Here is a 25,401-nt window from a genome sequence, read left to right as displayed (position 1 = left end):
TCCGACGCGGCTGGGTGGCTGGTGGCCGGTTCCCGGGCTGACCCGGCGCAACGCGGCCGTCCTCCCAATCTAGCCGACACCGCCGGGATAGGCTGGGACGGTGGATCTCGACGCGTTTGTTGCCGTGCATCGGCAGGAGTGGGATCGCCTCGACGTCCTCTCCGGCCGCCGTCGGTTGACCGGTGCGGAATCCGATGAATTCCTGGGCCTCTACGAGCGCGTCTCCACGCATTTGTCGATGGTCAGCTCGATCGAACCCGATGCGATCGTCTCGGCGGACCTCTCCGCCAGGATCTCCCGGGCGCGCACCCGTTTCACCGGCGCCCGGACCTCGCTGCCCGAGGAGATCGCCACGTTCTTCCTCTACTCGCTGCCGGCGGCCTTCTACCGGATCCGCGTGCTGACGGTGGTGCTGGGGTTGGTGTTCTGCGTGATCGCGTTGGCCGCCGGCCTCTGGGCTGCCAACACCCCGGGGGTACTGAAGGCCATGGGGTCCGACGCCGACCTGCGGCAATACGTGCAGCACGACTTCGTGGACTACTACTCGGAGAACCCGGCGGCCTCGTTCGCCGGTGCCGTGTGGACCAACAACGCGCTGATCGCCGGCATGTGCGTCGCCTTCGGGATCTCCGGGCTGTACGTGCCCTACGTCCTGTACCAGAACGCCGTATCGGTGGGCATGGCCGGCGGCCTGATGTCCTCGCTGGGCGAGATGGACACCTTCTTCCTCTACATCCTGCCGCACGGCTTCATGGAACTGACGGCGGTCTTCATCGCCGGTGCCGCCGGACTGCGGATCTTCTGGGCCTGGGTGGCCCCGGGGTCCCGGACCCGGATCCAGTCGTTGGCCGTGGAGGGCCGCTCGCTGATGACGGTGGCGCTGGGCCTGGTCCTGGTGCTCTTCGTCTCCGGGCTGGTCGAGGGGTTCGTGACGCCCAGCGCGCTGCCGCACTGGATACGTCTGGGCATCGGGTTGCTGGTGCTGGCCGGATATTGGACCTACACGCTGGTGTTGGGTCGGCGGGCCGTGCGGGCGGGATTCACCGGGGACCTCGGGAAGTACGACGTCGGGGCTACCGCGGCCACCGCCTAGGGATTTAGAAAGCCAACAGGGAAGGACACACCCATGGAGAACCAGAACGACGTGCCCGAGGGGTACGACCCAGCGGCCGATGAGGCCGGGCGCCGGACGCCAGCGACACCCGCATCCGAGGTGCCCGAATTCCTGAAGGGCCCGGACCCCGACGCGCCGGAGGACAGCGAGGACGCGCCAGCCGGCGAGGACGCGCGGGCCCGCGAGCCGCGCCCGGAACCGGTCGACGCCCCGGCTGCCGCCGATGAATCCGGCATGGACCGCGACACGTGGGAATCCGAATTCTCCGCTGCCGACACCGCAGGGCCCGCCGATCGGGCTCCGGATGCCGAAGCCCGGGAACCCGAAGCCCCGGTCGAGTCGGTTGCCTCCGCCGACACCACTGCCTACCCGACGACGGACCAGGAGCCGGCCCATACGCGCGCCCTCCCGGCCTGGGACCAGGACGCCGCAGCCGCCCCGCAGACGCAGCGCACCGACGCCGTCGCGGAGCCCGCTGGGGATCGCCCGGCAGAGACCGAGCGGGACCACGAGCCGATCGGTGCCACAGCCGTCGGTTCCACCGCCGTGGGAGCTGGTGTCGGGGCCGGGGCAGGCGCCGCGGCCGGCGCCAACGAGACGCGGCGCACCGATGCGGTCGCCGCGGCCAAGCGCGAGGGTGAAGCACCGCAGCCCCCCGCCGACGGCTCCGATCCGAAGGCCCAGCGCCGGCAGAACGCCCGCGAGGCGGCTCTGACGGCCAAGCCCGTGTTCGCCCGCATCGTGCAGACCGTGTTGGCCATCTTCTTCCCGTTCCTGCTGCTCATCGGTGCCATCCGCGCCGTGGCCAGCCCGTGGTTCCTGTGGCTGGATTACCACCGGCCCGGGTTCCCCGCGGACTCCTATGGATTCAGCCCCGCGGAACGGCTGACCTACGGCAACTACGGCGTCGACTACATCAACAACTCGGCCCCGTCGTCGTACCTGGGGAACCTGGTCGACGGGAAGGGCAACCCGCTGTTCCTGGGGACTGAGGTCTCCCACATGGCGGACGTGAAGGCGGTCATCGGGATCACCTACGCCGCGGGCATCGTCATGGCCATCCTCGCGGTCATCATCTGCCTGTACCTGGGCCGTCGGTATGCCGGGGGCATCCGCCGGGCATTCTTCGCCGGGTCGGTCATCACCTTGGTCATCATGATCGCGTTGACCGTCTTGGCGGTGCTGAACTTCGAGACGTTCTTCACCGACTTCCACGAACTGTTCTTCGCCCAGGGCAACTGGACGTTCCACGCGAACGACACCCTGATCCGGCTCTACCCGACACAGTTCTGGATGGATGCCGGTGTCCTCATCGCTGGGCTGGTCCTGGTGGTCTCGCTGGTCTTCCTCATCGCGAACTGGCCAACCCGCAAGCGCCGCGACCGTGCCCGCCTGCGTCAGTCCAACCGCGATCTGGGCTTGGACTGACACCAGGACAGCGCGCAACGGCGGGCCGTGGCGCCGGGGTTTTCCCCGGTTCCACGGCCCGCCGTGTTTTCAGTACTTCCCGCTGGCCGGGTCAGCCCCAGCTGGGCATCCAGAGCCGCAGCCGCCACCCGTCGTAGGGGATGGTCTGCCCGGTCCACACCGGCCAGAAGAACGCGGACACCAGCACCACCAGGGCCAGGAACGCTGTCACGCCGATCAGCCCGGCGCGGCGCCGGGCCGCCGAGGCCCCCACCCCGCCCACGGCCAGTGCCAGGACGAACACCAGCGCCAGGACCATGAACGGTTCGAAGGTGATCGTGTAGAAGAAGAACATGGTCCGCTGCGAGTACATGAACCACGGCCCGAACCCTGCGAGCATGCCGGCCAGGATGGCCCCGGTCCGCCAGTCGCGGCGCCCGGCCCACCACAACAGGACCACCAGCAGCGCCAGCGTTGCCGCCCACCACAGGATCGGGTTCGGCAGGTCGGTGACCACCGTGGCGCACGATCCCGCCGCGCAGCCCGGCGCCGGCGCCTCGGTGCCGTCGTAGTAGAAGAGGACGGGGCGCCCGGCGAACAACCAGGTCCACGGGCCCGACTCCCAGGAGTGCGGGGAGCTGAGTCCCTGGTGGAATTCGTAGGCACTGCGGTGGTATTCCCACAGTGAGCGCAGGGGTGCCGGCAGCCAGCCGATTCCGTCGCCCGGGTGTTCGGCGGCCCAGTTCCTGTCATAGCCGCCGGCGGTGGCGAACCAGCCCCACCAGGTGGAGACGTAGGTGAGCGCTGTCAGCGGGATGATGAGGAAGAATGCGGGGATGCCGTCGCGCAGCAGGCCCGCGGTGAACCAGTGGCGGACGCCCACCACGCGCCGGGCCTGCAGGTCCCACAGCACCGAGAGCAGGCAGAACACCGCAACGAAGGCGAGCATCGACCACTTCACGCCCAGCCCGCCGCCGAGGGCCAGGGCGAAAACCAGCCGCCACGGCCGCCAGGCCATCCACGGGCCGTGGTCCAGGAACGCCCGCGGGGGCATGCCGGTGTCCGGGTCCACCGCCGCAGCGACCTTGCGGGCCAGCAGCCGCCGCCCGTGCGTGCGGTCCAGCAGCAGTGCGTAGAAGGAGGCGACGATGAAGAACAGCTGGAAGATGTCCAGCAGGGAGGTCCTCGACAACACCAGCTGGTGGCCGTCCACGGCGCTGAGCCCACCGGCCACCGCACCGAGCGTCACCGAGTTGAAGAGCCGCTGCGCAATCAGCGTGACGAGCAGGACGGACAGGGTTCCCACCACCGCGGCGGAGAACCGCCACCCGAGCCCGTTGTCGGTGCCGAAGAGCAGCATGCCCACGGCGATCATCCATTTGCCCAGCGGCGGGTGGACCACGTATTCGGCGCTGTCCAGCGGGGCTGGCTTCCCGGCAATGAACGCCGGGTTGGGATCATCGGGCCACTCCATCGGGTGGCCGTGGGAGATCATCGTGTAGGCGTCCTTGACGTAGTACGTCTCGTCGAACGTCAACGCATGCGGCTGATCCAGGTTGACCAGGCGCATGACCCCGGCGATGACCGTGATCACCAGCGGGATGATCCAGGCAAGGCGCGACGCCGGTGCCGCCGCGACCTGCAACCTCGCCACGAGTGCCTCGTAGGTGAAGGCCGAACGTGGAGTCTGGACCCAGCGGGGGCGGGACGTAGTCAGGGCGCTCACGCCACAACTCTACCGGCGGCCGCGACGGTAGAGTTGGCGGGGTGAACAACGATCCAGCCGCCACCGCCCCCGAACCCCCCGAGACCGCAGTGGCGGGCGGGGCGACGGGGCAGATCGTCCTGGCCGCCACGCCCATCGGCAACCTGGGCGATGCCACCCCCCGACTGGTGGAACTGATGACCAGCGCCGACATCGTCGCCGCCGAGGACACCCGCAGGTTCCACCACCTGGCCCAGGCCCTGGGCCTGAAGATCCCGGGTCGGGTCGTGAGCTACCACGAGCACAACGAGGAAACGAAGACCGCCGAACTGCTCGAGGAAGTCAGGGCGGGCAAGACGCTGCTGATGGTTTCCGACGCCGGCATGCCCGCCGTCTCCGACCCCGGGTTCCGGCTGGTGGAGGCCGCCGTCGCCGAGGACCTCGTCGTCACCGCCGCCCCCGGACCCTCCGCGGTGCTGACCGCCCTGGCGCTCTCCGGATTGCCGACCGATCGGTTCACCTTCGAGGGGTTCCTGCCGCGCAAACCGGGGGAGCGGGCCTCCCGGCTGGCCGAACTGGAGAAGGAACGGCGCACAATGGTCTTCTTCGAGGCCCCGCACCGGCTCGAACCGATGCTGCGCGCGCTCGCCGATGCGTTCGGGCAGGACCGCCGCGCCGCCGTTGCCCGGGAGCTGACCAAGCTGCATGAGGAGGTCCGCCGCGGCACCCTGCTCGAGCTGCTCGAGTGGGCCGAGGGACAGGTCAGGGGCGAGATCGCCGTCGTCGTCGGCGGTGCCGCCGAGGATGCCCCGGCCCGGGCCACCGACCATGTGGCCAGCGTGCAGGAACTCGAACGCGGTGGACTGCGGCTCAAGGATGCCGTCGCCGCGATTGCCGAGCGCGAGCGCCTGCCCAAACGCGAGCTCTACGCAGCGGTGCTGGAAGCGCGCCGGGAGAAGTAGACGCCCACGGCCGCATGGATCAGTGCGGCCGGCAGGGCCCACGGCCAGTACTGCCAGTAGAACTCCGCGGTCGCTGGTGCGGCGACCGTTGGATCGAACCGGTCCAGGGCATCTTCGTACCTATTCGTCAGCGGAGCGGTGAGCAGCCAGGAAGCGGCGACGCACGCCAGCCACGCGGTGGCACCGATGCGCCCGACGGCGGCAGCCGCCGCCGAGAGGGCCGCGGCGATGAAGGCGAAGGGGAATGAGGCGGCGAGGAGGATAATTCCAGCCGTGGGGTGGAAGGCCAACGCCACGAGGGACAGGACCACCCAAATGCCCCACGCGACAGCATGCCGGAACAAGACGGTGGCCACACGGAGGGACACCGCGTCGCGGCGGACCTCGCAAACGGTCAGGCTGGACATGTTTCCCCGCTTCCCCTTTTCCCGGAGTCTATGCCTCCCGTCCGGCACGTCCGTGCAGGATGTGGCCTGACGTCGTCGGACACCAGCGGCGGATCGATGGCCTCCGTCCCGGGCGGATGCACAACGAACCCCGGACGTCATGATGCAACCCTGCATTTACACTCCGTTGCCCGTCTCGCTAACGTGACCAGTGATAGATCGCCATCCAGACATGTGGGAGAGACCAACGATGACCATCACCCCCGAGCGCGAAGCGGAACTGCTCGCCTCAGTGCCCACCGGACTGCTGATCAACGGCGAATGGCGCGATGCCTCCGATGGCGGCACCTTCGACGTGCACGATCCGGCCACCGGCAAGGTGCTCGCCACCCTGGCCTCCGCCACCAGCGATGACGCCATGGCAGCCCTCGACGCCGCCGACGCCGCACAGGCCTCCTGGGCCCGCACCGCACCGCGTGAACGTGGCGAGATCCTGCGCCGCGCCTTCGACCTGATCCAGGAGCGCGCCGAGGACTTCGCCCTGCTGATGACCCTGGAGATGGGCAAGCCGTTGGCCGAAGCCCGCGGCGAGGTCACCTATGGCTCCGAGTTCCTGCGCTGGTTCTCCGAGGAGGCAGTGCGCGACTACGGCCGCTACCTGACCACCCCCGAGGGCAAGAACAAGATCCTCGTCCAGCGCAAGCCCGTCGGCCCCTGCCTGCTGATCACCCCCTGGAACTTCCCGCTGGCCATGGCCACCCGCAAGGTCGGCCCCGCCGTCGCCGCCGGCTGCACCATGGTCCTCAAGCCCGCGAAGCTGACCCCGCTGACCAGCCAGCTCTTCGCCGCCACGATGATGGAAGCCGGCCTGCCCGCCGGTGTCCTGAACGTGACCTCCTCGAAGTCGGCCTCGGGCATCTCGGGTCCGATCATGCAGGACCCGCGCCTGCGCAAGGTCTCCTTCACCGGCTCCACCCCGGTCGGCAAGCAGCTGCTCAAGGACGCCGCCGACAACGTGCTGCGCACCTCCATGGAACTCGGCGGCAACGCCCCGTTCCTGGTCTTCGCCGACGCCGACCTGGACAAGGCAGTCGAAGGTGCCATGGCAGCGAAGATGCGCAACATGGGCGAGGCCTGCACCGCGGCCAACCGTTTCCTGGTGGAGAAGTCGGTCGCCGCCGACTTCACCGCCAAGTTCGCGCAGGCCATGGGGGACCTGAAGCTGGGCCGCGGCACCGAGGACTCCTCGACGGTCGGCCCGCTGATCGACGGCGGTGCCCGCGATGACGTGCACGCCCTGGTCACCGCGGCCATCGAGGCCGGCGCCGAGGCAGTCACCGGCGGCGCCCCGCGCGAGGGCGACGGCTACTTCTACCAGCCCACCGTGCTGTCCAACGTCCCCAACGACGCCGAGATCCTGCGCAGCGAGATCTTCGGCCCGGTCGCCCCGGTGACCACGTTCGAGACCGAAGAGGAGGCCATCCAGCTGGCCAACGCCAGCGAATACGGCCTGGCGTCCTACCTCTACACCGCCGACTACAACCGCATGTTCCGCGTCTCCGAGCAGCTGGAATTCGGCATGGTCGGCTTCAACGCCGGCGTCATCTCCAACGCCGCAGCACCGTTCGGTGGCGTCAAGCAGTCCGGTCTGGGCCGTGAGGGCGGCTCCGAGGGCATCGCCGAATACACCACCGCCCAGTACATCGGCATCGCCGACCCCTACGCGGTGTAGCACCACCAGACACCACCCAGCACGACGGCGGATGGCCGGGGCCGATGCCCCGGCCATCGTCGTGTGCGGGGTCGGTCCTCATGGGCGGAGGCATGCCTCCAAAGTGTCGGATATGCGGACTAAAATTACATGGTGACCGATCTTTTTGCGTACGTAGATGAAACCGGCGATCCCGGCGGGTCCGACAAGGCCAGTCCGATCTTTGGCATGGCAGCTGTGATCGTCGACGAGGCTGGTGCCGAAGAGGTCCAAGCCGTGGTCAGCAGATTGCGGGCTGTATTCAACGTCCCACCCCACAAGCCGCTGTCGGCCAAAGAACACGTCAAGTCCCCTGACCGTCGGAAGTTTGCAGCACAGCTTTTGGGTGAGGTCCGGAACATTCGCGTGGTGTATGTCTACTGCCGCAAATCGGAAGTCACGCGCGGCACCTTTAACCAAGACCTGGGCCCGGTTCTATAACTACGTAGCCGGCAAAACCTATAGGGGAATTCTTTGGGCGGCGCATCATTGGGATGCAGAACCAGCGAGAGTCTGGACGCGCTTCGGTCAGGTCATGGGGTTCGACCACGGAACCACGACGAGACCGTATTTGGAAGGGCCGGTCGTTGCTCCTGCCAATGTTCCGAACCACATCGAGCAGGGTTTGAGGTGGGTATCCGCGACAAACTATCTCGAGTCCCAGGCCGCCGATCTATATGCCTGTTTCCTCAAAGCCGCGGTATGGCCCGACCGCTACGGGAACTTCGAAGGCGGCTACCTGAGAACCGTGTGGCATCAACTACGAAACAGCGAGGGGTGCGCCATTCCCCTGGGCCTGATGTCGATTCCGGAAAGCAGCCTCGTCGCCTGTCATGACTGGTTTCCCTGCGACGCCTGCAAGTACAAAAAGCCGGATAACCTTGTACCTCTCGGGGCAGATCCACTTAAGGAGCGCGATGACAGCATCGCCAGACACCCGAGCAGGTGCAACATTATCCGACATCATCAGTCTGTCACGGCGGGGTCCTGAAAACTAGCCGTTAACAACACAAAAGTGGTCCATATCACCCGGTGTTGTTGGCCCTAAGCGGGAGTTCCGCCGGGCCTCAGCCGCGGAAGAGCGAGGCGGGCCAGGCCCGGGCCAGGAACTGCCGGCCCGGTGTCGCCGCATCGGAGAAGGCCTGCTCGATCTCGGTCAGTGCCGCCACGAGTGCCTGGTCCACCGGGATTTCACGGGTGGCACGCTGGCGGTGGATGCCAGTCGCCGGTCCGCGGGGGACCAGCTGGCGTTGCGGGCCGGTATCGCGCGAATAGGTGGCCCGCTCGAAGGCCTCGCGCACGCGGTCCAACGCGGGGGCTGCATCGGGCAGGTGCCCCGCCAACCGGGTAGCGTACCCGGCGTCCGTCTCGCTGGGCCGTTGCGCCCAGCCGTAGTCACGCCCCAGGGCCAGCAGCTCGGCCCAGGCGGCCCGGGGGCCATCGTGCCAGTCCTCGGGGCGGTGGATGCGCCGCAGCCGCCGGGCCTTCGCCCAGCGCCGCACTCCCAGCGGGCCGAAGAACCCGGCGAGCACCAGCACCAGCGCGATGGCGACCGGCGCACCGGGTCCCGCGCCGCCGTCGTCGTTCCCGGTGCCCTGCGAGCCGGCGGCCGCAGGTGTGGACGCGGCCTCGCTGGGAGTCGCCGCCTCGGGGCGGGTGGAGCGGTGGGGTTCGTCGTTGCTGGGGGGTGTCGCCGCGGCGCCTCCGGTGGGGCTGTCGCTGGCGTAGGAAGGTGTGGTCCCGCGGCCGGGGGTGGGCTCGAAGGGCACCCAGCCGAGCCCGGGGAAGAACAGTTCGGGCCAGGCGTGCGCGCTGCGTGCGCTGAGCTCGTAGCCGGCCCACTGCTTGCCGTCGGTTCCCAGGACCGAGGAGCCGTTGGTCCGCCCCGGTGCGTAGCCGACGACGATGCGGCTGGGAATGCCCAGGGAGCGGGCCATCAACGCCATGGCCGAGGAGAAGTGGGTGCAGTAGCCGCTCTTCTTCTGCAGGAACGCCTCGACGACGCCGATCCCGTTGCCGTCGTAGCCCTGCTGCAGCGGCGTCTGCTCCGAGTACGTGTAGTCGGGGCTGCGCAGTTCGTCCTGCAGGGCCACCGCCTCGTCGTAGGCAGTGGTGGCGCCCGCGGCCCGGGTGATCCGGCGGGCCGTGTCGTTGATGATCGCCGGCAGGTCATCGGGCAGATCGGTATACGTCGGCGGCAGGTCGATGGCACCGAGGCTTTCGGCCAGGTGCTCCGAGCTGGCCTGCAGCGCCTCGGCATCGATCACCGGCACCGCGGAGGTCACGGTGTAGTCCAGATCCAGGCTGGCGCCCTGCTCGGGGGAGAACATCGTCTGCGTCTCGTGGTAGTAGCCCCACGCATCGGAAAGCCCCGAGGTCGTGGCGGCGTCGCGGGGCATCGGCAGCCAGGGGCTCAAGTAGTTCCCGGTGACGATCCGCGTGTTCACCTGCCGCTTCCGTGCAGCATCCGGGAGGGTACCCGAGACCTGTTCGCGTTCGGTGGGGGCCAGGACCGCCGTGTTGGGGTCCCGGGCGACGGTGAAGTCGGTGGGCTCCCAGCGGTCGGCGGTGAGGTCGGAGATGACGGCGGTGCGCAGGTACAGCGGATCGGGGGAGTCGGTGTAGTAGGTGACGGTGGTCAGTCCCAGCCGGTCGCGCAGGTTCACGCCCAGGTTCAACACCGGGTTGACGCCACTGGGTTTGCCGAAGAGGTAGAGCCGTTGGCCCTGCGGCATCAGCCCCTGGGTGAAGCCGGGGACGGCCAGCGGGACCAGCAGCATCAGGGCCAGGGCCCCCGCGGCGATGGCCGCCGCCTGGCGGGCGACCCCGGTGCGCACCGCCGCCGTGGGGGCGGTGGAGCGCAGGGCCAGGCGGGCCGCGGCGAGCACCAGCAGGAACCCCGCAGCGGTCAGGGCGACGTGCAGCAGCCCCGCCCCGTCGGTCTTGACCAGGGAGGAGGTCACCAGGAAGACCGACAATGGGATCGCGGCCAGGGCAGGAGCCCGCAACCCGATCACCACGATCTGGACCATGAGCCCGGTGAGCCCGGCAGCCAGGCAGGTGAAGAAGACGATCGGGTCCTCCGCCAGGACGGGTTGGGCCTGCGAGAGGATCGCCTCCTGCGCCTGCGGATACAGGGCCAGCGCCCGGCGCAGGGTTTCGGGGGTGGGCACCACGCCGAGCAGGGCAGTCGTGGGCAGGAACTGCAGGGTCAGCATCATGACCAGCCCGGCAGCGGAGGCGGCGAGCACCCCCGCGTAGGACCGGCCCAGCACGCGCACGATCGTCCCGGCGGCGAGCATCCCGGCCACGGTGACCGTCGCGTTCTCGAACCAGCGCCGGCCATCGATGACGTCCCACAGACCGCTGACCGGGGCCATGATGGAGAACAGCAGGGCGGCGAAGAGCAGCCATTCGCTGCCCAGCCGCCGGCGCTTCCGTGGCGGCCGGGATGCAGGAGCCGGGGTCGGCTGATGGGAGACGCCGGCGTCGGTGACGGTGCTCATGACCGGCCCCGGGGGCCGGTGCGGCGTTCCTGTGCGGCGAGCTCCAGCCAGGTCTCGGGCAGTGGGGTGCCGGGATCCGTGGGCAGGGCCGCCCAGCCGGAGCTGCGGAAGGCCCGGGTGGCCACCAGGGTGGCGGCGGGGCGGCTGGCCACCACGAACGCCACCACGTTGCGGTGCGTGCCGATGCGGTGGACCCAGGCACCCGCCTGGTCCGCGTCCAGGCCTCCGGTGAACAGCAGCAGGGGGCCGTTGCCGGTGCCGAATCCGGTGGCGGGCGGGGCATCGTCGACGGGCACCGTGTGGGTGGTGGCCGGTTTCAGGCCCACCGGGGCCAGGGTCAGTTGCAGGTCCAGGGCCGTATCGGGGCCGGAGAACCGGCCGGCGGGGGCGCCGGGGGAGCCCGAGCCGGTGCCGGCCAACGGCCCGCCGGTCTCGTCGAGGACGTCGAGTTCATACCCCTGGCCCGCCAGATGGGCGCCCATGGACACCACTGCGGTGATCACCCAGTCGAAGCAGCCGGTGGTGGCCCCGGCGGGGCCGAGGAAGTTCGGGATGTCCGTCGGGGCGTCGAACCCGAGGTAGCTGCCCTGGAAGGGGCCCGGCCGGGTGTCGACGACGAAAGTGGCCCGCGGGGTGCGCTGGAACTGCTCCTGCCGGACCATCAGTGTCTGGTGCCGGGCGGTGGCCGGCCAATGCACGCGGCGCAGCGAGTCGCCGTCGCGGTATTCGCGGGTCATCACGTCGTCGTTCTCGGGGGTGGCCTGGTGGTGTGCGGTGGCCGTTCCGCGGGTACCGGTGCTGCCCAGCACCCCGGTGGCCGGCAGCACGATGACCGGCGGGACCACGGTCAGCGGGGAGGCCCGGTCCACGGCGATGGGGCGCACCGCCAATCCGAACGGATCGGTCAGCCGGGCACGCAGGGGCCCCACCGGGTAGACCCCGCGGTGGGTGGGGCGCAGCCGGTACCGGTAGGTGGTGGTGGAGCCGTCGCCGTCGCGGGAGTCGTCGGGGTGGTCCGGATCGGCCGGATCGTCGGAGGCGAAGGAGGGGTTGCTGCCGAAGTCGGTGGGCAGTTGTTCGGCCAGGACCGTTCCCGCGGGGAGCGGGGAGGAATGGCGCAGATGGAGCACCACCTCGGTCGGGGAACCGGCGACCACCGGGTCGGGGGTGAATCCGCGGCGCACGTGCAGCCGGGTGCGACCCAGCCCCACCGCCGTCGCAGCCAGCAGCGGGACGGCGAGCAGGAAGATGGAGACGTTGAGCAGTTCGCGCCGGCCCAGGAACCAGGCCACCAGCAAGGCCGCCACGCCGGCGACCAGCAGGGCCCACCCCCGCGCGGTGAGGAAGGCCAATCGCAGGCGATCACGCAGCGGCGGCCGGGGACCGCCGTCGTGCCCCGTTCCCGACGCCGCGTCCACGTGTCGCTGCCCGTCAGCGCTGTGCCGCGGCGCGGACCGGCACCTGGGCCAGCAACGTCTCGACGATGTCCTGGACGGTGGTGCCGGCAACCTCGGCCCGGCGTTGCAGGACCAATCGGTGGGCCAGCACCGAGGGGCAGTTGGCCACCACGTCGTCCGGGAGCACGAAGTCGCGTCCGTTCAGCGCGGCCTCAGCCTTGGAGGCCCGCAACAACTGCAGCAGGGCGCGCGGGCTGGCACCGAGGCGGATGTCGGGGTGGGCGCGGGTTCCCTGGCCCAGCGCCACGATGTATTCCTTCACCGCGGTGGAGACGTGCACGGCCTGCACCGCACCGATCAGCCGCAACAAGGTGCTCGTGTCCACGACGGGCCGCACCTTCTCCAACGGGGAGGTGGACTGGTGGGTCTGCAGCATGGCCAGCTCGGCGGTGGTATCCGGGTAGCCCATCGAGACGCGCGCCATGAACCGGTCGCGCTGGGCCTCAGGCAGCGGGAAGGTGCCCTCGAGTTCGATCGGGTTCTGCGTGGCGATGACCATGAAGGGTTCCGCCAGGATATGGGTGGCCCCGTCGACGGTGACCTGGTGCTCCTCCATGCATTCCAGCAGTGCCGATTGCGTCTTGGCGGAGGCACGGTTGATCTCGTCGCCGATCACCAGGTTCGCGAACACCGGACCGCGGCGGAACTCGAAGCCGTGGGTGTCCTGGTTGTAGATCGAGACGCCGGTGACGTCGGAGGGCAGCAGGTCAGGGGTGAACTGGATGCGGTTGACGCTGGCGTCGACACAGCGGGCCAGGGTCTTGGCCAGCAGCGTCTTGCCGACCCCGGGGACGTCTTCCAGCAGCAGATGGCCCTGGGCCAGCAGGACCCGCAATGCGGTCCGGGCCACGTCGGCCTTGCCGTCGATCACGGTGGCCATGGCCTCCAGGATCCGGGTGGTGACGGCGTCGAATTCCTCGGCCGAGGGCAACGCGAGTTCCGTGGCTGTCGACACTGCGGGTGCTCCCTCGGTTGCTGCTGCGGGTTCCTGCTGCCCAGCCTACCCATCAATGGGGTGACGTGGGACACCTTGACGGCGGCCAGTATGGCCTCCGGGCCCGGAGGGCGGGACCCCGGCGGTAGCCTAGGCACGACGCCGATGCCCCCTTCCGCAGGAGAACCACCATGTGCTCATCACCCGACGCGAACACACCGGAGGCCGTGACGGCGGGGGCCACCCCGCCCGCCTACCGTGCCGAAGAAGCACCCCTCGATGCGGCGGCCACCGCCGACGGGGCTCCGCGGCGCGCGGCGACGGCGGCCCACGGCGGCAAGCGGGACACCAGCTACCCGCCGGCCCCCGAACCGTTGGCCGTCCCCGTGGTGGATAACCACACCCACCTGGATTTCCGCGACGGCGAGGTCAACGTGTCAGTGGCGCGGGCCCTGGACACCGCCAACGCGGTGGGGGTCGGTGGCATCATCCAGGTCGGGTGCGACGTGGAATCCTCGCGGTTCGCCGTCGCCACGGCCGAAGCCGACGAGCGCGTGCTGGCTGCGGTGGCCATCCACCCCAATGACGCAGCAGTCCTGGCCGCCCGCGGCGAGCTGGACGCCGCGCTCGCCGACCTCGCCGAGCTGGCACCGCATCCCCGGGTGCGTGCCGTGGGGGAGACTGGGCTGGACTACTTCCGCACCGGCGAGGAGGGGCGGCCCGCGCAGCAGGACTCGTTCCGCGCGCACCTGGAGTTGGCGGTCGCCCACGGCAAGGCAGTGCAGATCCACGATCGGGACGCGCACGATGACATCGTGCGGATCCTGGGGCAGGCCCCGGTGCCCGACGTCGTGGTCTTCCACTGTTTCTCCGGCGATGCCGAGCTGGCGCGGATCTGCAACGCGAACGGCTGGTACATGTCCTTTTCCGGCACCGTGACGTTCAAGAACTCCGACGGGCTGCGCGAGGCCCTGGCGGTGGCCGACCCCTCGCTGGTCCTGGTGGAAACCGACGCCCCGTTCCTGACCCCCCACCCCTACCGGGGCCGCCCGAACGCCAGCTACCTCATCCCCTACACGGTGCGGTCCATGGCCGGGACGCTGGAGGCCGAGGTCGACGTCCTGTGCTCGCGCATCGCGGAGAACACGACGGCGGCCTACGGCAGCTTCCGCGCGTAGCCCTCCAGGGCGCGGACGGAGGTCACGACATGGTCACCCCGGCGTGGCTTTCATCACGGAACGACGCCCACGGCCGCCGGAAATACGCCGGAAGGGCGGCAGTTAAGCGCTTGAAGGTTGTCACAAAATAACGAATCGGTTACGGTGGTTCCAGAGTAGCCGGGATCGGGGAAGGTCTTCGGGGCTCGACCACAGGCAGTCTTTTCCTCGCTTGGACGTTCCGTTCGTACGCCCAATCGAGCTCTGCCTGCGCGCGAACCGCTGCAAGAAACCCGGGTCCCGGCCCTCCGCATCATGCGGGGTGACGTGCCGATCCCGGCGAACTCCCCCGTGCCCGGAGCACCACTAAGACTGGAAATCCGTGCAGAAAGCCTTCAAGAACCGCTGGGTCAAGACCGGCGCCCAGGCGGTTGCCTTGACCGCGTTGATCCTTGGACTGGTCTCCTTCGTCGGAGCCAACAAGACAGTTGCCGTGACCGTGGACGGCGAGACGCAAAGCGTCCAGGCCTACGGCGATACCGTGGCCGACATGCTGGCCTCCGCCAACATCAACGTCGCCACCGGTGACCAGATCTCCCCGGCCCTCGATGCCGACGTGGCCGACGGCTCCGCCATCACGGTGAACCGCAACAAGACGGTGGACGTCTCGATCGACGGCATCGACCGCGTCGTGCACACCACCGGGCTCACCGTCGCCGACGTGCTGGACCAGCTCGACGTCGGCTCGTCGGCCGACGTCTCCACCGGAACCCAGTTGGAGCTGGCCTCGCTGAGCACCCCGCTGGAGATCTCCACCGAGAAGACGCTGGAACTCACCGCTGACGGCAAGACCCGCCGGTTGACCACCACCGGGCATACCATCGGCGACGCGCTGGCCGAGGCCGGCGTCACTGTCGGTGCCGACGACCAGCTCTCCGTCCGCGCAGGCGCCGAGGTGGAGGACGGGCAGAAAGTCGCCATCGTCCGGGTCAAGACGACCACCGACACCGTGACCAAGACCATCGACCACGGCGTCGAGAAGTCCCAGGACAAGGATCTGGAACTCGGCAAGACCGAGACCGTCACGCAGGGCAAGGACGGCGAACGCACGCTGACCTACCGGGTCACCACGCATGACGGCCACGAGGTCTCCCGCAAGCTGCTCGACGAGAAGACCACCACCGAGCCGGTCGACGCGAAGGTCTCCGTGGGCGCCAAGAAGCCCGAAAAGAAGGAAGAGCCGAAGCAGGACGAGCCGAAGAAGGACGAGGCCACGAAGGACGAGCCGAAGAAGGCCTCCACCGGTGGCACCACCGCTTCGGCGGGCGGCGTCTCCGCCAACTGGAAGGCACTGGCCCAGTGCGAGTCCGGCGGCAACTGGGCCATCAACTCCGGCAACGGCTACTACGGTGGCCTCCAGTTCAGCCAGAGCAGCTGGATCGGTGCCGGCGGCGGCAAGTACGCCTCCCTGCCGAACCAGGCCAGCCCGTCCGAACAGGTCGCCGTGGCCGAGAAGCTGCGCGCCAGCGGCGGCTGGGGCCACTGGCCGGCCTGCTCGTCCAAGCTCGGATTGCGCTAAGCCGACCACCGGCCGGACCCGTTCCGGCCACCTGCGAGGGGTTCCGCTGCACCAGCGGGGCCCCTCGTCGGCTGTGGTCCCCATCGTGGGGCGGTGACGGCGGCCCGGCCGACCTCAACTAGGATTGGACCCGTGAGAGACGACTTCCAGACCCCGCAGCCCGCCTCCGGGCCAGCCCCCGGCGCGCCCGCCGCACCGGACACGGCGGGCACCCGCCTGCTCGGCGCCACCGAAATCCGGCGCCTTGCAGCTGAACTGGACGTCAGGCCCACCAAGACGCTGGGGCAGAATTTCGTGATCGACGGGAACACCATCCGCCGGATCGTCGCGGCGGCCCGGCTGGCCCCCGACGAGACCGTGTTGGAGGTCGGGCCCGGCCTCGGTTCGCTGACCCTGGGCCTGCTCGACGCCGCAGCCCGGGTGGTCGCCGTCGAAATCGACCCCAAGCTGGCCACCCGGCTGCCGCAGACCATCGCCGAATTCCGCCCGGACAAGGCAGCCAACCTGGACGTGGTGACCGATGACGCCATGCGGGTCACCGAGCTGCCGCACGCCCCGACCGCGCTGGTGGCCAACCTGCCCTACAACGTTGCAGTGCCCGTGGTGTTGCACCTGTTCGAGCACTTCCCGACCCTGCGCCACGGCCTGGTCATGGTCCAGGACGAGGTAGCCGACCGGCTCTGCGCCGGCCCCGGGAACAAGACCTACGGCATCCCCAGCCTCAAGGCAGCCTGGTACGCCGACATGCGCAAGGCAGGGGTCATCGGGATGAACGTGTTCTGGCCGGCCCCCAAGATCCACTCCGGCCTGGTCGGCTTCGAACGCCACGAACCACTGGACACCACCGCCAGCCGCGCCGAGGTCTTCTCCGCCATCGACGCGGCCTTTGCCCAGCGTCGCAAGACCCTGCGCGCAGCCCTCGCCGGGTGGGCCGGTGGCGCCGACGCCGCGGAACGGGCGTTGCGCGCCGCGGGCGTCGACCCCCAGGCCCGCGGCGAACGGCTGTTCATCGCCGACTTCGCCCGCATCGCCGAGGCCCGCCGGGCGATGGACGAGGGCTCGGGGGAGAACGGATGAACCAACCGGTCACCGCCCGCGCCCCCGGGAAGATCAACGTCTCCTTCCGGGTGGGCCCACCCCGCGCCGACGGCTACCACCCGGTGGCCAGCCTGTACCTGGCCGTCTCCCTCTTCGAGGACGTCGCGGCCACCGCCCGCGAGGACGAGGACATCACCGTCGGCCTCAGCAGCGCCTCCACTGCCGTCGAGGACCCCGAGGCCTTCCCGCTGGGGGAGGACAACCTCGTGGTCCTCGCAGCGCGCTTGCTGGCCGAACACACAGGACACGTCGGCGGCGTGCACCTGGAGATCACCAAACGCGTCCCCATCGCCGGCGGCATGGGCGGCGGATCGGCAGACGCCGCGGCGGCGCTCGTGGCGTGCAACAGCCTCTGGGGCACCGGGTTGACCCGCGAGGAACTCGGACGCCTGGGAGCCCGGCTCGGCGCCGACGTGCCCTTCGCGCTCTCCGGAGGCGCCGCCGTCGGACTCGGTGTCGGCGACCAGCTCTCCCCGCTGCTGCTGCGCAACCGGACCGACTGGGTCCTGGCCCTGGCCAGCTACGGGCTCTCCACCCCGGCGGTCTACCAGCAGCTGGACCTGCTCCGCGAAGGCCAGGACGTCGAGGTCCCGCAGGCCGTGGACCCCGACCTGCTGCAGGCCCTGGTGGACCATGACCTGGTGCTGCTCCCGGGCCTGCTGGCCAACGACCTCACCGCTGCAGCGGTCCACCTCGCGCCCGAACTGCAGGCAGTGCTGGACATGGGCCGGGGCGCCGGGGCACTGACGGCGCTCGTCTCCGGATCCGGTCCCACGGTGGCACTGCTGGCCGAGGATCCCGGGCATGCCGGACAGCTGGCCACCCAGCTGATCGACGAGGCGGGCATCGACACCCGGATCGTCCACGGACCCGTCCCCGGGGCCCGCCTCCTCTGAGCCTGCCGCACACCCGCACACCACCCACGAAGGACATACACCTTGGCACACCTGCTCGGCGCGGAGAACGTCTCCGTCGCCTTCGCCACCCGCACCATCCTGGACGGGGTCACCCTCGGCCTGGAGGAGGGTGACCGCATCGGCATGGTCGGGCGCAACGGCGATGGCAAGTCCACGCTCATGCGCCTGCTGGCCCAGCGCCAAAGCGCCGACTCCGGCCGGGTGACCAAGCGCAAGGACGCCACCGTCGGCTACCTGGACCAGCAGGACGTGCTGGACGGGGACCTGGAGGTCGGGCAGGCGATCGTCGGGGACGCCGCCGACCACGAATGGGCAGCCAACCCCAAGATCCGCGACGTCATGGGCGGGCTGGTCGGCGAGGTCGACTGGCACGCACAGGTCTCCAGCCTCTCCGGTGGCCAACGCCGGCGGGTGGCCCTGGCCAAGCTGCTCATCGGGGACGACGACGTCATCATGCTCGATGAGCCCACCAACCACCTCGACGTCGAGGGCGTCGCCTGGCTGGCCCGGCACCTCAAACGCCGCTGGCGCCCCAACGAGGCGGCCCTGCTGGTCATCACCCACGACCGCTGGTTCCTCGACGAGATCAGCACCCGCACCTGGGAGGTCCACGACGGCATCGTCGAGCCCTTCGACGGCGGGTATGCCGCCTACGTCCTCGCCCGCGCCGAACGCGACCGCACGGCAGCCGTGGTGGAGAACAAGCGCCAGCAGCTGGTCAAGAAGGAACTCGCCTGGCTGCGACGCGGCGCCCCGGCCCGCACCGCGAAGCCGAAGTTCAGGATCGAGGCAGCCAACGACATCATCGCCGACGTCCCGCAGCCCCGCGATACCGTCGCCCTGTCGAAGATGGCCACCGCCCGGTTGGGCAAGGACGTGTTGGACCTCGAGCATGTCTCCCTCGCGTACGACGGCGCAGCCCCCTTGTTCACGAACGTCACCCTGCGCCTGGCGCCGGGGGAGCGGCTGGGCATCGTCGGGGTCAACGGGTCCGGCAAGTCCACCCTGCTGCGCCTGCTCAACGGCCAGGTCGAACCCACCGAGGGGCGGATCAAACGCGGCAAGACCGTCCAGACAGCGGTGCTCACCCAGGAGGTCACCGAGCTCGACGAATTGGCGGACCGCCGGGTCATCGAGGTCATCCAAGACGAGAAGAACGTCTTCCAGATCGGCGGCAAGGAAGTCTCCGCCGGGCAGCTGATCGAACAACTCGGCTTCACCCAGGAGAAGCAGTGGACCCCCGTCCGCGACCTCTCCGGTGGTGAACGCCGCCGCCTGCAGCTGTTGCGCCTGCTGGTCGGCGAACCCAATGTGCTGATGCTCGATGAGCCCACCAACGACCTGGACACCGACACCCTGGCCGCCGTCGAGGACCTGCTGGACTCCTGGCCCGGCACGCTCGTGGTGGTCAGCCACGACCGCTACCTGCTCGAACGCGTGACCGACCACCAGGTGGCGCTGCTCGGTGACGCCAAGCTGCGTGATCTGCCTGGCGGCGTCGAACAGTACCTGGAGCTGCGTGAGCAGGCCGGCAGTGGCAGCACGGGGGCGACCACCGGCCCGGCGGCCCCCGATGCCGTGCGCGCGGGCACGGGAGCCGTGGACTCCGGTCCGACGGAGGCGGAGAAGCGCGAGGCCCGCAAGGAGCTGAACAAGCTCGAACGCCAGCTGGCCAAGCTCACCGCCCAGGAGGACAAGCTGCACGCCAAGATGGCGGCGGCCTCCGAGGCCGGGGACTTCGACGGGCTGGGGACGCTGAACGCCGACCTCAAGCGCTTGAAGGCCGAGCATGAAGCGTTGGAGGAATCCTGGCTCGAGGCAGCGGAGGCCTCCGGGCAGTAGACGCCACCGTTTATGGCAGAATAGATAACCGTGTTCCCCCGCGAGCATGATCCGCCCTGGTGTAATGGCAGCACCCCAGCCTTTGGAGCTGTGGAGTATAGGTTCGAATCCTATGGGCGGAACCACCGTGGCCTCCCCGCCGCCGAGCCGATGTCGAAACGGCTCCTGCTGCGCAATCCCGACGCAGCACCCTAGAATGTGCAGCACTACCCGCTGCTTCAGTAGCCGGGCACTGGCGAGGGCAAAGGAGCGTGGACGTGGAGTTGGCGGCCGCGGGTAACCGTACACCCGATAGCCAGCGCTGGCGCTTGGCTGCCGACGCGGCGTGGATTGCCCGGGCGGCTCGTACCGTCACCGAGGGCAAGGGGATCCTGGTGCACGGGGAACCCGGCGCGGGCCAAGACGAACTCGCCATCCAGATCGTGAAACGTTTGAGCGCCCACCACCGTGACATCGAGATCGTCCGCACCTCTGACGTGGAGGCGCGCAAGCAGCTGGAGCATCTGGTGGAGGCCCCGCCGGACCAGGGGCACGTGTTGTATGTCCCCGACATCACCGGTTTCGAAGGCCCCGTCATGGACCTTGCCTTCCGACTGGTCCGCCGCCACGCCGCAGTCGTGATCGCCGTGAGCCCGGGTGCGCATGCGGAATCGGAAGCGACCCTGGCACGTCACCTGGGGTTGGAGCGCTTCCGCGTTCCGGAACTGGGTGTTGGGGATGCACGGGAGTATCTGGAACGTGGGTTGCGTGGTCGCCTGAGCCAGCGGGCGCGGGATGCCCTCTGGTCCACAGCAGCGGGGAACAGGGCGCGGCTGCGCATGATGGCCGAGGACTGGGACGAGTTGGACTATCTGGTCCACGTCGACGGCATCTGGGTCCTTCGCAAGGGGGACCAGCCTGTGGGGCCGCGACTGGGCGCGTACCTCGAGGATCTCCTGGTCAGCGTCGACTCGCAGGCACGGAAGATCCTGGAAGTGCTGGCGTTGGCCACGGAATTGCCCTTGGCGATCCTGCTCGACCTGGTCGGTCCCGAAGCAGTGGACACCGTCCATGGCTTGGGGCTGTTGGAATTGCGGGAGACCGCCGGCCGCGAGGCCAGCCTGAAGGGGCCGATTTTTGCGCGGGGCATCGCGCGGCAGGTTCCGCCGGGACGCACACGGCTGCTGTTTGACGAGGTGGTCCAACACTTTGAGCAGGCGAACCTGCCGGTGCCCGCGGGATTCGCCCCCTGGCGCCGCCGTTGCGGGTTACCGGTGGAGGCCTCTGCCTATTACGAGACTGCTCGGAACCTGCTCTACTCCGGTGCCCCGGAACGCGCCGCCAAATTGTTGAGACTCGTGGGCCCGGAGGAAGGACAAGCCTCCATCGAGACGGCGCGCATGGAATTGCTGCTGGCTGTCGGGCCATCCGTGCATCCCGGGAAGATTGCGGCACTGCAATCCATCGAGCCCCAGGATGCGGCGTCGGGCGCCTCGGGGACGGGGCCCGGAATATCGAGCACTGTGTCGGCCATCGATGCGTTGGAAATGGCATGGAGTGGAGACTTCACCACCCTGCTGCGGGTAGCGGATGGGCAGACCGACATGTCACCGGAAGTCGGATGGCTATGGCAGCTAAACGTCCACGAGGCGGCAATCATGAAGGGGAACATCCAGGCCGGCTTGCGCGCCGGTCGTGAACTCCTGAAACTGATGGAGCAGTCGGAAGTGGACGCCTTCGTCACGCAACGCTGCAGGGTCAAGCTCTTTGAGCTGGAGGGCGTGGCGGGCGAGTGGACCCGTGCAATAGCGACCTTGGCCGGAGATTGGGAGGTCCGGACGTGGGCTCACGGTACCGGGAAGTACGGTTCGCTCTACGACGGCCTCGCAGCCGTGATGGACTGCCGATTCGCGGATGCCATCGAGCAGTTGGAAGTGGAGATTCCACAGTTGGAGATCCTGGGGAGACATGATCTGACTCCCCTGGCGCATTCCCTCCACGCCATCGCCTTGGCCAAATTGATGCGGCCCGGAGACGCACGTGCAGCGCTGGCCAACGCCGATAGTGCCTCCATTGAATCACCGGCACTTTCATGGCGGATGCGCTGGTCAACGGGATTCTTCTGGGCTCACGCCATGGGACTCGTGGGACGTGCCGACGAAGGGGTGCGACAACTGATGGCCCTGGCCTCCGGGGATCGCGAGAGAGGCAACGTCTCCCAGGAGCTCATGTCCCTGTCAGCTGCCATGGAATGGGGGCATGCCCCGGCCGTGGATCTCATGGCCGATGCCGCAGAACACGCAGACGGGCGCTTCGCCGAAGCCTGCGTCTGGGTGGTGCGGGGCCTGCGCAGCGCTGAGCCTCGCGAGCTGGAATACGGGGCACTGCAACTCAGCGCCCTGGGGCAGCATTTCTTTGCCGACTACGTGCAGAGGAAACTGGAGGAGGTCAATGGCCCGTGCCCGCTGGAAGCCGCGACATCGGCCAAGGGCGTCCCCGCCCAGGAAATATCACCCTCCGGAAGGAACATCGCCACAGCCTATGGAACGTTGACTTCACGGCAGCGGTCCGTAGTGCGGGGGGTGCTCGCTGATCAGGGAAACGGGGAAATTGCGCGGACGCTGGGAGTCTCGGTCCGCACAGTGGAGAGCCATCTCTACCAAGCCTACGGAAAATTGCAGGTTACCGGTCGCGGTGAACTCCGCGAACTACTTACCGGAAACGTACTCGCGTTCGCGCAAGATGGAATGCATACTTAAGTAGTAATTCATAAAACGAGTGATGGAATTTATCTTTTACTGGTGTTCTGGATGATGGTTCGTCTTACGCTGAGTTCTGCGGGGCCGCTCTAGCAAGCTGCGACCCGCGTAAGTCAGTAGCCGAACTGGGGACGGTAGGGGAAGTGCAACATCTGAATGAAATGACAAGGCAACATCGGGCGTCTGTGGGAGAAGTCCGGCTTGGAGCCGCCACTGGCAAACGTGGCCTGTCCAGCGCGCGACCGGCAACGAAACTGCGTGCAGCGATTAATGAAGGCCGTTTGGGTGGTGCCCTGCTCATGGGCGCTGATGGGAGCGGTCGACGGGTGTGCCTGGAATCGGCATTGTTGGACCTTGAACAGAACCTGCCGGTCATCCATCTCAATGGTAGTGAACATGCTGCCCGCATGCGCCATGGGGTCTTGTCCTTCATCCTGGCCCAGTTGGAAACCACGCAGATCGAATCCCGCCACGAATTGGTTCATGGCCTGGCTCAACTGCTCTGCAAGGAGGGGCAACGCACAGTTGTCGTCCTGGGTAGTCCGGACCTCATTGACGGTGAGTCTGCTGCGATTTTGGCTCAGCTGGCGGCCATGAACAAGATTTTCCTGGTGGTCATTTGCGAACGCCTGGCGGAGCTGCCCAGCGATCTCCTGGCCGTACACCGTTCGGGGCGCCTCATCCGTGTTTCCGTGGAGACCATGGATCTCCGGGAGACGCGGGAATATCTGGAGGGTGAGCTGGGTGGGCCCATCTCGATGTTTGCTGCCTCGGCCTTGTGGTCCCTGACCCGGAGCAACCGCGACCTGCTTCATCTCTTGCTGCGCGACATGGTCGCCGATGGCAAACTCACACTGGTCGACGGAAGCTGGGTATTCGCTCCCGGCGCACTGTCCATCGGTCCGTCAATAAAAGCCAAGACTTCACGCACGTTCTCCGGTCTTGACGTCCAGCAACGCAACCTTTTGATCGCTTTGGCGGAAGGTGGACCCATTGACGTCGGCACCGTGCGTCGACACGGCCAGGCGGATGCCTTGTTGGGACTGCGCGTCCGGGGACTGGTTGACGTGGGGGAGGAGCCCCGCGGCGAAGTGAAGGTCCGCGTCCCGCTCCTGGCACACCTGCTCAGGGACCGCGTTCGCGGCGAGGACGCCGAGGGGCAGGGCGCGCTGATGTCGCAACTCCACCCGGATCCCCGCGCGGCATATGTTCTGACTGAGGCCACGGCGATGCTGGAATTGGGCAACTTTGAGGCCCTGGTGGCGGTGGTCGACGAGTACATCGAGAACGGAGGAGGTGGCCCTGACGCATGGATTCAGGACCCCCGCTGCCAGATGGCCATACTAAAAGCCGAGATCGATGCCTCCATGATGCTGGGGCGCCATGGGCGCGCCGGTCAGGGGATCGTCCGGGCCTCGGAGGGAATTTCCGAGGCGATTCGCCGCGCTCCGGAGGACCCTCGGTTCATCGAGGCTGCCCAGATGATGAGGCTCATCAACGCCCGCATGCTCATCGTCGATGGTCGTGCTGAGGTGGTCGAAGCGACGTTGCAGGACCAAGGCGTGATGGGTGGGGCCCCGCGTTCGCTCCCGGGCCACCAGGGCACACCCGTCCATGCCGCCGAAACGACGGATTCAGCACCGTCGCTGTGGGCATCGGAAGCGCTTCAGTTCAAGGCGATGGCCATTCAGGCCGAGGCCTGGGCCTTGTCAACGAAGCCGGCTGCCGGATTGGAATTGGCGCGGCGGATCAAAGCGGACATCCAGGGACTGCGGTTGACTGGTGTCCTTGACCAGGTGCTTTCCGAAGAGGAAAGCGCCGAAATTGAATGTGCACTGCTGCGCGTGCAGCTGCTGGCCGGGGCATGGAAGGACGCTGCGCGAACTGCACGGCGACTGCGCAAGGGGCACTACGGTGATCCGCGCACCGTTGCCTTTGGGGAAACAGTCGTCGGCCTGCTGGCCGCCTTGTCGAACGAATCCGACGTCGCGTTGGGATCCTTGTTGCCGACGCTTCATCAGCTGTCAGCGACTACAGGATCCAGTCAGCGGATGAGCGTGGAGGCAGCGGTGGGCTATTGCCTGGCGGACCAGGACGAGGGGGCGGAGTCCATGGAGTTGCTCCTGCGGGCCCAAACAGTGCTGGAGCGGACGATCCCCTTGAACTTCTTCACGTGGGTTGCCGAGGCGTTGTCGGTCCTGACCATTACCTCCCTGGGCATCTCCGGCAATGCGTCTTCGCGCATGACTGCCATGGCAGAGAGAGCGCGGGCCGCGGGACGTCCAGCGCTCGAAATGAATTCACTGGCGATGGCCCTGCGTTTGGGGGAGCGAGACGTCGCCGGCAGGCTCGTCGAGGTTGCCACACTGGTCAGTGGACCGGTAGGTGACGCGTTCGCCCTGCTGGGCCGCTCGGTGAGCACCGGGTCTTGGGAGCAGTTGGCCGATGCAATGGAACGGCTGGTCGCCCTGGGGCACCCGATCTATGCCATGGATCCGGACAACTCCTTGTTGGAGATGCTCGGACACAAGGAACGCCGGCGAGTCATTGCGGCAGTCGCACGGCTGCGCCACACCGGAAAGCCCAACCAGGTTTCTGATCAAAACGCTGCCGGGGACGAAGAGCCCAGCTGGTTGACGGAACTCACCAATCGCGAGCGCCAAATCGCACGGCAAGTCATTGCCGGTATGTCGAATGCGGCAATCGCCCGCAAGACCGGTGTCTCGGTTCGAACGGTCGAAGGACACCTGTATCAGGTGTACTCCAAGCTCCAGGTGCGTAGCAGGCAAGAACTCTCCGACCTTGACCGGACCTGGCGACCTGTGGTGCTGGCTCGATGAGCGCTGCAC

18 protein-coding genes and 1 tRNA gene are annotated in these 25,401 nt (G+C 68.2%); 13 read left to right on the top strand and 6 right to left on the bottom strand.

Annotated elements, in window-relative coordinates; all coding sequences use genetic code 11:
* The first annotated feature begins 100 nt into the window (after positions 1 to 100).
* Positions 101 to 1,093: a stage II sporulation protein M gene (locus tag ABD088_RS02720; RefSeq protein ID WP_343899911.1), complete on the top strand. Its 993-nt coding sequence runs from the start codon at positions 101 to 103 to the stop codon at positions 1,091 to 1,093.
* Between the two features lie 33 nt (positions 1,094 to 1,126).
* Positions 1,127 to 2,542 (top strand): TIGR01906 family membrane protein, encoded by a 1,416-nt coding sequence (locus ABD088_RS02715; protein WP_343899910.1) that lies wholly within the window; start codon positions 1,127 to 1,129, stop codon positions 2,540 to 2,542.
* Between the two features lie 91 nt (positions 2,543 to 2,633).
* On the opposite strand, the gene ABD088_RS02710 is transcribed toward ABD088_RS02715, so the two are convergent.
* Positions 2,634 to 4,247: a dolichyl-phosphate-mannose--protein mannosyltransferase gene (locus ABD088_RS02710; protein WP_343899908.1), complete on the bottom strand. Its 1,614-nt coding sequence runs from the start codon at positions 4,245 to 4,247 to the stop codon at positions 2,634 to 2,636.
* A gap of 89 nt (positions 4,248 to 4,336) precedes the next feature.
* On the opposite strand from ABD088_RS02710, the gene rsmI reads away from it, so the two are divergent.
* Positions 4,337 to 5,188 (top strand): 16S rRNA (cytidine(1402)-2'-O)-methyltransferase, encoded by an 852-nt coding sequence (rsmI, locus tag ABD088_RS02705; RefSeq protein WP_343900370.1) that lies wholly within the window; start codon positions 4,337 to 4,339, stop codon positions 5,186 to 5,188.
* On the opposite strand, the gene ABD088_RS02700 is transcribed toward rsmI, so the two are convergent.
* Complete coding sequence (locus ABD088_RS02700) at positions 5,152 to 5,595, bottom strand: hypothetical protein (RefSeq protein WP_343899907.1); 444 nt, start codon at positions 5,593 to 5,595, stop codon at positions 5,152 to 5,154. The two genes, rsmI and ABD088_RS02700, sit on opposite strands and share 37 nt — an antisense overlap.
* A gap of 229 nt (positions 5,596 to 5,824) precedes the next feature.
* Here ABD088_RS02700 and ABD088_RS02695 point away from each other — a divergent pair, with 229 nt between their 5' ends.
* Together ABD088_RS02695 and ABD088_RS02690 are read left to right on the top strand one after the other, a co-directional pair.
* Positions 5,825 to 7,306, top strand: a complete 1,482-nt coding sequence (locus ABD088_RS02695; protein WP_343899906.1) for an NAD-dependent succinate-semialdehyde dehydrogenase — start codon at positions 5,825 to 5,827, stop codon at positions 7,304 to 7,306.
* 132 nt (positions 7,307 to 7,438) lie between these two features.
* Positions 7,439 to 7,765 carry a DUF3800 domain-containing protein gene (locus ABD088_RS02690; RefSeq protein ID WP_343899904.1) on the top strand — a complete coding sequence of 109 codons (327 nt, stop codon included), beginning with the start codon at positions 7,439 to 7,441 and terminating at the stop codon, positions 7,763 to 7,765.
* A 626-nt stretch (positions 7,766 to 8,391) separates the two neighbouring features.
* Here ABD088_RS02690 and ABD088_RS02685 read toward each other — a convergent pair.
* The 3 genes from ABD088_RS02685 to ABD088_RS02675 are packed head-to-tail and all read right to left on the bottom strand — an operon-like array spanning position 8,392 to position 13,242.
* Positions 8,392 to 10,830, bottom strand: coding sequence for a transglutaminase TgpA family protein (locus tag ABD088_RS02685; protein ID WP_343899903.1), 2,439 nt, complete (start codon positions 10,828 to 10,830; stop codon positions 8,392 to 8,394).
* Complete coding sequence (locus ABD088_RS02680) at positions 10,827 to 12,248, bottom strand: DUF58 domain-containing protein (protein WP_343899902.1); 1,422 nt, start codon at positions 12,246 to 12,248, stop codon at positions 10,827 to 10,829. Before ABD088_RS02680 ends, ABD088_RS02685 begins: the two co-directional genes overlap by 4 nt.
* 13 nt (positions 12,249 to 12,261) lie before the next feature.
* Positions 12,262 to 13,242, bottom strand: coding sequence for an AAA family ATPase (locus tag ABD088_RS02675; protein ID WP_343899901.1), 981 nt, complete (start codon positions 13,240 to 13,242; stop codon positions 12,262 to 12,264).
* A gap of 170 nt (positions 13,243 to 13,412) precedes the next feature.
* Here ABD088_RS02675 and ABD088_RS02670 point away from each other — a divergent pair, with 170 nt between their 5' ends.
* From ABD088_RS02670 to ABD088_RS02640, 7 genes are all read left to right on the top strand, one after another.
* Entirely contained in the window at positions 13,413 to 14,399 is a 987-nt protein-coding gene (locus ABD088_RS02670; protein WP_343899900.1) for a TatD family hydrolase, read from the top strand.
* A gap of 361 nt (positions 14,400 to 14,760) precedes the next feature.
* On the top strand, positions 14,761 to 15,957 hold the full coding sequence (locus tag ABD088_RS02665) for a resuscitation-promoting factor (RefSeq protein ID WP_343899898.1): 1,197 nt from the start codon (positions 14,761 to 14,763) through the stop codon (positions 15,955 to 15,957).
* Positions 15,958 to 16,089: 132 nt separating this feature from the next.
* Positions 16,090 to 17,034, top strand: a complete 945-nt coding sequence (gene rsmA / locus ABD088_RS02660; RefSeq protein WP_372710371.1) for a 16S rRNA (adenine(1518)-N(6)/adenine(1519)-N(6))-dimethyltransferase RsmA — start codon at positions 16,090 to 16,092, stop codon at positions 17,032 to 17,034.
* On the top strand, positions 17,031 to 17,951 hold the full coding sequence (locus tag ABD088_RS02655; RefSeq protein WP_343899897.1) for a 4-(cytidine 5'-diphospho)-2-C-methyl-D-erythritol kinase: 921 nt from the start codon (positions 17,031 to 17,033) through the stop codon (positions 17,949 to 17,951). The genes rsmA and ABD088_RS02655 overlap by 4 nt, the downstream gene beginning before the upstream one ends.
* 42 nt (positions 17,952 to 17,993) lie before the next feature.
* The gene (locus ABD088_RS02650) at positions 17,994 to 19,814 is read left to right on the top strand and encodes an ABC-F family ATP-binding cassette domain-containing protein (protein WP_343899896.1); all 1,821 of its coding nucleotides are present in this window, start codon (positions 17,994 to 17,996) and stop codon (positions 19,812 to 19,814) included.
* A gap of 50 nt (positions 19,815 to 19,864) precedes the next feature.
* Positions 19,865 to 19,939, top strand: a tRNA-Gln gene (locus ABD088_RS02645).
* A gap of 132 nt (positions 19,940 to 20,071) precedes the next feature.
* Positions 20,072 to 22,552, top strand: a complete 2,481-nt coding sequence (locus tag ABD088_RS02640) for a helix-turn-helix transcriptional regulator (RefSeq protein ID WP_343899895.1) — start codon at positions 20,072 to 20,074, stop codon at positions 22,550 to 22,552.
* A gap of 113 nt (positions 22,553 to 22,665) precedes the next feature.
* Here the strand turns inward: ABD088_RS02640 and ABD088_RS02635 are convergent, their stop codons facing one another.
* Positions 22,666 to 23,037 (bottom strand): hypothetical protein, encoded by a 372-nt coding sequence (locus ABD088_RS02635; protein ID WP_343899894.1) that lies wholly within the window; start codon positions 23,035 to 23,037, stop codon positions 22,666 to 22,668.
* 108 nt (positions 23,038 to 23,145) lie between these two features.
* On the opposite strand from ABD088_RS02635, the gene ABD088_RS02630 reads away from it, so the two are divergent.
* Positions 23,146 to 25,392 carry a helix-turn-helix transcriptional regulator gene (locus ABD088_RS02630; protein WP_343899892.1) on the top strand — a complete coding sequence of 749 codons (2,247 nt, stop codon included), beginning with the start codon at positions 23,146 to 23,148 and terminating at the stop codon, positions 25,390 to 25,392.
* Positions 25,393 to 25,401: the final 9 nt, after the last annotated feature.

The sequence above is a fragment of the Arthrobacter rhombi genome (assembly GCF_039526245.1).
Classification (GTDB): Bacteria; Actinomycetota; Actinomycetes; order Actinomycetales; family Micrococcaceae; genus Arthrobacter_H; species Arthrobacter_H rhombi.
This window is presented reverse-complemented; position numbering and strand designations above follow the sequence as displayed.

What these genes read in the sequence shown, in the direction of transcription:
- ABD088_RS02700 (WP_343899907.1), bottom strand. Translation starts at nt 5,595, where the DNA reads ATGTCCAGCCTGACCGTTTGCGAGGTCCGCCGCGACGCGGTGTCCCTC.
- ABD088_RS02635 (WP_343899894.1), bottom strand. Translation starts at nt 23,037, where the DNA reads ATGAACCAATTCGTGGCGGGATTCGATCTGCGTGGTTTCCAACTGGGC.
- ABD088_RS02685 (WP_343899903.1), bottom strand. Translation starts at nt 10,830, where the DNA reads ATGAGCACCGTCACCGACGCCGGCGTCTCCCATCAGCCGACCCCGGCT.
- ABD088_RS02670 (WP_343899900.1), top strand. Translation starts at nt 13,413, where the DNA reads ATGTGCTCATCACCCGACGCGAACACACCGGAGGCCGTGACGGCGGGG.
- ABD088_RS02695 (WP_343899906.1), top strand. Translation starts at nt 5,825, where the DNA reads ATGACCATCACCCCCGAGCGCGAAGCGGAACTGCTCGCCTCAGTGCCC.
- ABD088_RS02655 (WP_343899897.1), top strand. Translation starts at nt 17,031, where the DNA reads ATGAACCAACCGGTCACCGCCCGCGCCCCCGGGAAGATCAACGTCTCC.
- ABD088_RS02715 (WP_343899910.1), top strand. Translation starts at nt 1,127, where the DNA reads ATGGAGAACCAGAACGACGTGCCCGAGGGGTACGACCCAGCGGCCGAT.
- ABD088_RS02630 (WP_343899892.1), top strand. Translation starts at nt 23,146, where the DNA reads ATGAACAAGATTTTCCTGGTGGTCATTTGCGAACGCCTGGCGGAGCTG.